General features: G+C 54.4%; 5 protein-coding genes and 1 pseudogene. 4 read left to right on the forward strand and 2 right to left on the reverse strand.

Annotation, left to right across the window (positions count from 1 at the left end; translation table 11 throughout):
- Nucleotides 1-160: tryptophan 7-halogenase (locus ACK4S7_RS12780; protein ID WP_409647549.1), on the reverse strand; the 160-nt coding region annotated here is incomplete at its 3' end.
- Nucleotides 161-313: 153 nt separating this feature from the next.
- Here ACK4S7_RS12780 and ACK4S7_RS12785 point away from each other — a divergent pair.
- The 4 genes from ACK4S7_RS12785 (at nt 314) to ACK4S7_RS12800 (ending at nt 6,833) form a co-directional block, all read left to right on the forward strand.
- Entirely contained in the window at nt 314-3,505 is a 3,192-nt protein-coding gene (locus ACK4S7_RS12785) for a TonB-dependent receptor (RefSeq protein ID WP_409647537.1), read from the forward strand.
- An 87-nt stretch (nt 3,506-3,592) separates the two neighbouring features.
- Nucleotides 3,593-4,567: a family 16 glycosylhydrolase gene (locus tag ACK4S7_RS12790; RefSeq protein WP_409647540.1), complete on the forward strand. Its 975-nt coding sequence runs from the start codon at nt 3,593-3,595 to the stop codon at nt 4,565-4,567.
- Nucleotides 4,568-4,570: 3 nt separating this feature from the next.
- A complete protein-coding gene (locus tag ACK4S7_RS12795; RefSeq protein ID WP_409647543.1) occupies nt 4,571-5,632 on the forward strand; it encodes a LacI family DNA-binding transcriptional regulator in 1,062 nt (353 codons plus the stop codon).
- Nucleotides 5,586-6,833: an MFS transporter gene (locus ACK4S7_RS12800; RefSeq protein ID WP_409647546.1), complete on the forward strand. Its 1,248-nt coding sequence runs from the start codon at nt 5,586-5,588 to the stop codon at nt 6,831-6,833. The genes ACK4S7_RS12795 and ACK4S7_RS12800 overlap by 47 nt, the downstream gene beginning before the upstream one ends.
- Here ACK4S7_RS12800 and ACK4S7_RS12805 read toward each other — a convergent pair.
- Nucleotides 6,830-7,167, reverse strand: a pseudogene (locus ACK4S7_RS12805) (glucose/galactose MFS transporter); the annotation flags it as partial. The gene ACK4S7_RS12800 and the pseudogene ACK4S7_RS12805 overlap by 4 nt on opposite strands.

Below are 7,167 nucleotides of genomic sequence, written 5' to 3' on the forward strand. Positions count from 1 at the left end.
ACGGAGGGATCGTCGCTTCACCTACGCCGACAGTACCGATTTCCTCGGATTCGATGAGTGTGATCTCAACCACACGGCCTGCGCGAATACGCGACAACGCTGCAGCCGCCATCCAGCCTGCCGTTCCGCCACCTACTATGATTATATGTTCGATTGCCATTGGCCTCTCCCTTGCACATCCCCATAACAACATAGCGTTCAACTGCAAATTGTGAACGTTCATTTTTATTGCTTGTGAACGCTCTCAATTGTAGATATACATGTAACAAAGGTGGGATGAATACCCTCCGACTCAATCATCAGGGAGGATCATTTGGCACGCAAATCTTTATTCGGAGCATCGCGATTACAGCGACTTACTGTTTTGACGACAGCGTCCAGTATTGCTCTATGTTCAACACAGCCAGTGTTCGCACAAAGCGCTGACCAACCGGATGAAGCAGCCGCAATTAGCGAGGCTGAAGATGCCATCATCGTCACCGGCTTCAAAAAATCGCTCGAAAGCGCCCAGAATATAAAACGTGACGCTGACACTTTTGTCGACGTCATTACGGCTGAAGACATTGGCGCGCTTGCTGACCGGTCGGTCGCCGAAGCACTTCAGCGCGTCCCCGGCGTTAACATTTCGCGTTTCGAACAACGTAATGACCCTGACCGTTTTTCGGTCGAAGGTTCAGGCGTTATCATCCGCGGACTGCCCTTTGTACGTTCGGAGCTGAACGGCCGTGATATCTTTTCTGCCAATGGTGGCCGTGAACTGTCATTCAACGACGTATCGCCCGAATTGCTTGGCAGGGTCGAGGTATTCAAAAACAACACTGCAGACATGATCGATGGCGGTATTTCGGGGACAGTGAACCTCGTTACCCGCAAGCCGCTTGATAAGCCTGGTTTCCACATCGCCGGCACCGTTGAAGGCAATTATGGTGATCTCGCCAAAGAATGGTCGCCCGGTTTTTCCATCCTTGGTTCAAACACCTTTGAAACCGGTATCGGTACCTTTGGCATTCAACTGGCTTATGCGCAATCGGAGCTCATAACGCGGACGGACGCATCTCAAATCACCGACCCTTGCTACCGGGCGCCTTCGCTCGATGCCCCATGTATTCGCGTGCGTCCGGTAGGTTCCGGAGGTTTTTCAGGCGATCAGCAACTGAATGAGTCCAATTTTCCGCCAGCAGGCGCGTTGTTCGTGCCAAAGGGTGCGGGCGTCCGCACCACGGACCTCACGCGTGATCGCAATGCTTATTCGGCGGTCGGTCAATGGGAAAGCAATGATGGCCGCGCCCAAGTCACGCTTGAATATTTGCGGGCAGAAACCGAAGCCACTCTAAATGAATTTGCCGTTCTGGCGCTGGTTAATGATGACGCTTTGTTCCCTGTTATTGCACCGGGGACGACCCCGACGTTTAATGGCAATCAGTTTGCCACTGGCACGCTTACCCAGTTGCAACCCTTTACTGGCGGACGTGGAATCCCGACCGAGCTACTGCGTTTCCAGCGTGAGGATGCAGCTAAGACAGAGGATTATTCCGCTCAGATCAAACTGACGCCAACCGACCGCTTGCGGTTTAATTTCGAAGTACAGCACATCAAGTCGGACCGGACCGAAGACGGCTTCATTTCCGCGATGCAAACCTACTCGGATGTGTTTATCGATAACACGGGCAGCACGCCGCTTGTTCAGTTTCTTGAACCGGGCACATCGAATTCCCCGGCATCCTATTTTAATGACCCTGCGCGGACTTTTTACTGGTTTCTCATCGACAATCAGGTGAAGAACGAAGGTGAACTTACCAGCATGCGCTTCGACGGCGAATATGACGTCAGCGAAGACGGATTTTTCAAAAAGGCACGCTTTGGCGCACGTTGGGGTGATCGCAACCGCGTAACCCGCAGCGCCAATTTCTCCAACTGGGGCAATTTGGGCGCACCATGGACGGGTCGCGGCGGCAACTGGAACTGCGGTGATTTCCAAGCCTTTGGTTGCGGCGGTGCTTATGCAAAGGACTTCCCGAATTCCTCGCAGGTACGCAATCCTTTTGGCGACAATTTCCAGCGCGGAAACGCGCCAGTGCCCTTAGGCAACGGCTCGGCCTTCTTCTTTGGCGGCGATAACCTTGTTGCCGACTATCTTAGCGGCGCGATCCAGCAACAGGCATCGGCTATTACAGCTTATACGCTAACGCCAAATGCTTGGTTTCCGATTTCTGCCCGCACCAACGCATTGCCCGGCGGCCCATGGACTGCAGGCGAAGTCTCGGACGTCGAAGAAAGCACGTTTGGGGCCTATGCCCGCGCCGACTTCGGTGCCGACTTCGGCGGAAACATCTCGCTGAACGGCAACATTGGTCTGCGTTATGTCGAAACGATTGTTCGCAGCGGCGGGTCAATCGGTTTCCCGACTGGCCAATTTTTCGACACACCTCCTGGTGGCAATGGCGACGGTCGCGTGAGCGTAGCCGAGCTGCAGGCTTCATGCGGCGCAACTCAGCCCGGACAGGTCTTGCCAGGCTATTGCAGCCTTTCACCCACGCGCCTTGCGCAATTCGCATCTGTTTTCAGCGGCGAAGTGATTGATGATAGTTCCAACATCAAATTCGATCACTGGCTGCCGAGTTTCAACGCCAGGTTAGACTTCGGCAATGGCATGCTCGTGCGTGGCGCGGTATCCAAAAGCATTTCCCGGCCTGATCTGTCGTCTTTTGCTACAGGTGGCGGAATTTCCGACAACACGACAAACTTGCGTGCAGCCGGAACGCTCGAAACAGGACCATTATTCCAGATTTTCACTGGTAACCGCCTGCTTCGGCCAACGGAATCGTGGAATTACGACCTATCATTCGAATGGTATTTCGACCGCGTCGGCTCGTTGTCCATATCTGGATTTTACAAGGACATTAAGGGCATCGTGAATGGCGGCGCTGTTGAACGTAATTTTACCAGCCCGAGCGGCGTGACCACCAGCGTACTGGTCAACGGTCCTGTAAACAGTGACGGCGGCAAATTGAAGGGCGTCGAAGTTGCCTACCAGCAAACTTACGACTTCCTGCCAAGCTTCCTGAGCGGTCTGGGGTCGCAATTAACGTACACTTATGTCGACGCAGGTGATTTCAATAACTCGAACCTTGGCGCGGAACAAAGCCCGTTTGTTGGCGGATTGCCGCTCGCAGGCGTGTCAAAGCACACCATCAACGCAGTGGCATTTTATGAAAAAGGCCCGTTGTCAGCGCGCCTTGCCTATAACTGGCGGTCCGACTTCCTGCAGACGCCGCGCGACGTGATCTTCCCGTTCTCGCCCATTTACGGCGAGGCAACGGGGCAGTTGGATGGATCGATATTCGTCTCTGTGTCCAAGCAGCTTAAGCTTGGCATTCAGGGTGTGAACTTGCTTGATGAAGTAACGCAGACATCACAGGTCATAGATTTTGACGGAACCCGTGCCACCCGCTCGGCCTTCCGCAATGACCGGCGCTTTACTTTCCTTGCCAGATTTGAATTCTGACGTTCATAATTGATGTTTTTTGAAAACGGGCCTTCGTCGTATGACTTGGGCCCGTTTTTGTTTCATTCACGTCCGAGGAGACATTTCATGCGGTCTAAACTGGTTTTACTTTTCGCTATGGCCGGAATGTCCGCCTGCACAACCGTAAATACTGGTCCGCCAGTTCCGCAGGCTGGATGGAGCCTCGTCTGGTCAGACGAATTCAGCGGCACAGAACTCAACCGTGAAAAATGGAGACCTGAAGAATCCTGCTGGGGCGGCGGGAACCATGAAAGGCAATGTTATACCGACCGGCCCCAGAATATCCGCGTAGCCGAAGGCTTTCTGCACCTCATGGCGCGAAAGGAGCCGTTCACAGGTCCCGACCGGCCGCCTGAAATTGCAGACAACCCCAATGGACAAAAGACGCAGGAATACACATCAGGGAAAATTCGAACCTTGGGGCTTGCGAGCTGGAAATATGGCAAAATTGAATTTCGTGCAAAGCCACCCAAAGGGCAAGGAACATGGCCTGCGGTCTGGATGATGCCTGCTGACAACAAATATGGCGGGTGGCCACGCTCGGGCGAAATCGACATATTGGAAGGCGTTAACCTCGGCGCGAGCTGCGAAACATGTAAGGGCGATGTCGGCGAAAACCGGATGATCAGTGCGCTGCATTTCGGTGATTATGCGCCAAATAACAGATTTAAAGATACCCGTGTCGCACTGCCATCCAACGCACTGCCTTCCGATGATTTTCATATCTGGACGCTCGAATGGGGTGAAGGATTGATGCGCTTTTATCTGGATGGCCGCAAATATTGGGAACTAACCCATGCAGATTGGGACTCAGCTTCGCCGCTGGCAAAGTCAAATCCCGTTGCGCCATTCGACCAGCCATTCTACATCATGGCCAACCTTGCCATTGGGGGCGGCCTGTCAGAAAAGAACAACGATAAAGGCGTTGCGCCAGACGTGACGCCTGCTGCGTTGTTGATTGACTGGATCCGCATCTATCAATGTAGCGAGGACAAGGACAAAGGACTGGCCTGCATGCAGGGCGTCAACAAGGGTAATTAAAACATGGCGAGACGCCGCCAAGCAGTCACGATCAAACATGTTGCGGCCGATGCAGGGGTATCCCTGCAGACGGTGAGCCGGGTCATTAACAATGAACCGAACGTGCGCCAGGTCATGAAAGAACGGGTGCAGGCATCCATTGACCGGCTTGGCTATGTCCCGTCGATTGCAGCGCAGCGAATGAGCGGGTCGCGTTCGTACCTGATCCTTGCGATAAACGACCGCGAACGCACGATTGCCGACTGGCAATCGCGGCAAGGCACGGATTGGGTGGACCAGATGTTGCTGGGCGGCATGTTGAAATGCGCCGAGCACGGCTATCGTATGATATTCGAACTGGTCGACACACATAACGACCATGTAGAGCGCGAGTTGGGTGCCACAATTGCAGCACTTCAACCTGACGGAGTCATTCTTACCCCGCCGCACTCGGACAATCCGTTGATCACTGGCTTTCTGGCCAAGCAAAAAATACCGTTTGCGCGGATCGGGTCGATTGCCTCGGGCCCCGGCATCGCCATGACGATGGACGACGAAGGATCGGCACGCCGCGCGACAGAACATCTGATCGCATTGGGCCATCGCCGCATCGGCTGTATCGCGGGACCGGAGGAATATGACCTTTCCAACTGGCGAATCGATGGTTGGCGCGAGGCGATGTCTGCGGCCGGGCTTGTCACCGAAGACCTCTGCACAAGAGGGGATTTCAGTTATGAAAGCGGTGTGAAGGCGACGAATCTGTTGCTTGACCTGAAATCGCCTCCGACTGCCATCATCGCGAGCAACGACCAGATGACGCTTGCCGCTTTGGATACCGCAAACCAGCGTGGATTGAATGTTCCGGAAGATTTGTCGCTGATCAGTTTTGACAACACCCCTGTCGTGCGTTTCACGGTGCCGCAGCTTACTGCTGTCGATCAACCGATCGCCGCCACTTTTTCCAAGGCTGTAGAGCTGCTCATTACAAATGGTGACGCCATCGTGGAAAATCAGCCTGTGGTGACAGGGGGTAGTTTGGTTGAGCGCAGCAGCACCGCCCCACCCCGCGGCGGAGCCAGGCATTAGCACAGCTGGTCCTGACCGGCAGTCGGCGCGCTTCATGTATATGTATGCGCTGGCGGTGTCTGGCGGGGCAGTTGCCTATATACCGTTCCTGACGATATTGTTGCCCCTGCGCGCGACTTCCTTGGCAGGTGATGATGCTTTGGATGTCCTCGCTATTGCCGCGTTTGCCGGCGCAATTGCAGCAAGTGTCGCCAATATCGGTTTCGGTTGGGCAAGCGACGTTACTGGAACACGGCGTCCGTGGATAATGGCTGGCTTGTTCCTGTCGACGTCAATGCTGCTCGCCATGCCGCTGGCGACATCGGTGCCGTTGCTCATATCTATGATTGTTATCTGGCAGGTTAGCCTCAATATGATGCTTGCGCCGCTTGCCGCCTGGGCAGGCGACAGCATACCGGACTCGCAAAAGGGTCTGCTCGGTGGCCTATTGGCGCTCGCGCCTGCCTTGGGGGCCTTGTCAGGCGCTGTGGTCACACTGGAGTGGCTGGTGCCCTTTGAAAATCGGGAAGTGCTAGTAGGCATATTTGTAATGCTGTTGGTCTGCCCCTTGCTTTTTGCAGGAAGGCCAGTGGCGATGCCACATTTGATGCACCCGAACGGTACCGGAATTGATCAAAAGAGTCGCATCACGACCCACAAACGGGGAACCGTGCAAATGTGGCTCGCCCGTCTGCTGGTTCAGATCGCCGAAGCATCATTATTTGCATTTTTATTATTATGGTTTCGTAGCCTTAAGCCAGATTTTACCGCCAATACTGCGGCAACTATCTTTGCGTTTGTTCTGGGGTTTGCAGTGTTTCTCGCTTTAGCCGTCGGCCGTTGGTCCGACCGCGCCAGTCGTCCCATTCTTCCGCTTATTTGGGGATCGGCCATTGCGGCGGCCGGATTGGTCATAATGGCGTTTGCCCCCAATCTGACAATCGCAATTATTGGCTATGTTGCGTTCGGCTTATCAAGCAGCATATTCCTTGCGCTGCATTCCAGCCAGACTCTGCGTGTGCTTCCCCGTCCCCACACACGCGGACGTGACCTTGGCATTTTCAATCTGACAAACACGTTTCCGTCATTAATTATGCCATGGCTGACGCTTGCTTTGGTGCCAAAATACGGTTTCTACGCCTTATTCCTGCTGCTGGCGGCGCTTGCTATGGTCGCAACGTTATTGCTGCTCAATATGCGGCGCCGCGGCACCGCCGACTAGGCCGGTCTACGTGCGTAGAACCCAAATCCAGCAATGACGGCATAACACGCCATCGGCAGCATGAACGCCAATGCAAGGCTAGAGGTCAAATCCGCAATGATGCCGGTCAATAGTGGGATGACTGCACCGCCGACAATCGCAACGTTGATAATGCCGGAGCCATCAGCGGCGCGTGAACCGAGTTTCTCACATGCCAACGTGAAAATAGTCGGAAACATGATGGCATTGGTGAGCCCGACGGCGAGCAGCGTGTAGCCCGACACGTCCCCGGTCGTGTGGGGTGTAATGATAAAAAAAATGATAGCCGCCAATTCCACGCACGCCAGCCCCGTCC

It is taken from the genome of Sphingorhabdus sp. (assembly GCF_046292425.1).
Taxonomy (GTDB): Bacteria; Pseudomonadota; Alphaproteobacteria; order Sphingomonadales; family Sphingomonadaceae; genus Sphingorhabdus_B.

Coding starts and splice junctions, on each gene's coding strand:
- ACK4S7_RS12790 (WP_409647540.1), top strand. CDS start 3,593: ATGCGGTCTAAACTGGTTTTACTTTTCGCTATGGCCGGAATGTCCGCC.
- ACK4S7_RS12795 (WP_409647543.1), top strand. CDS start 4,571: ATGGCGAGACGCCGCCAAGCAGTCACGATCAAACATGTTGCGGCCGAT.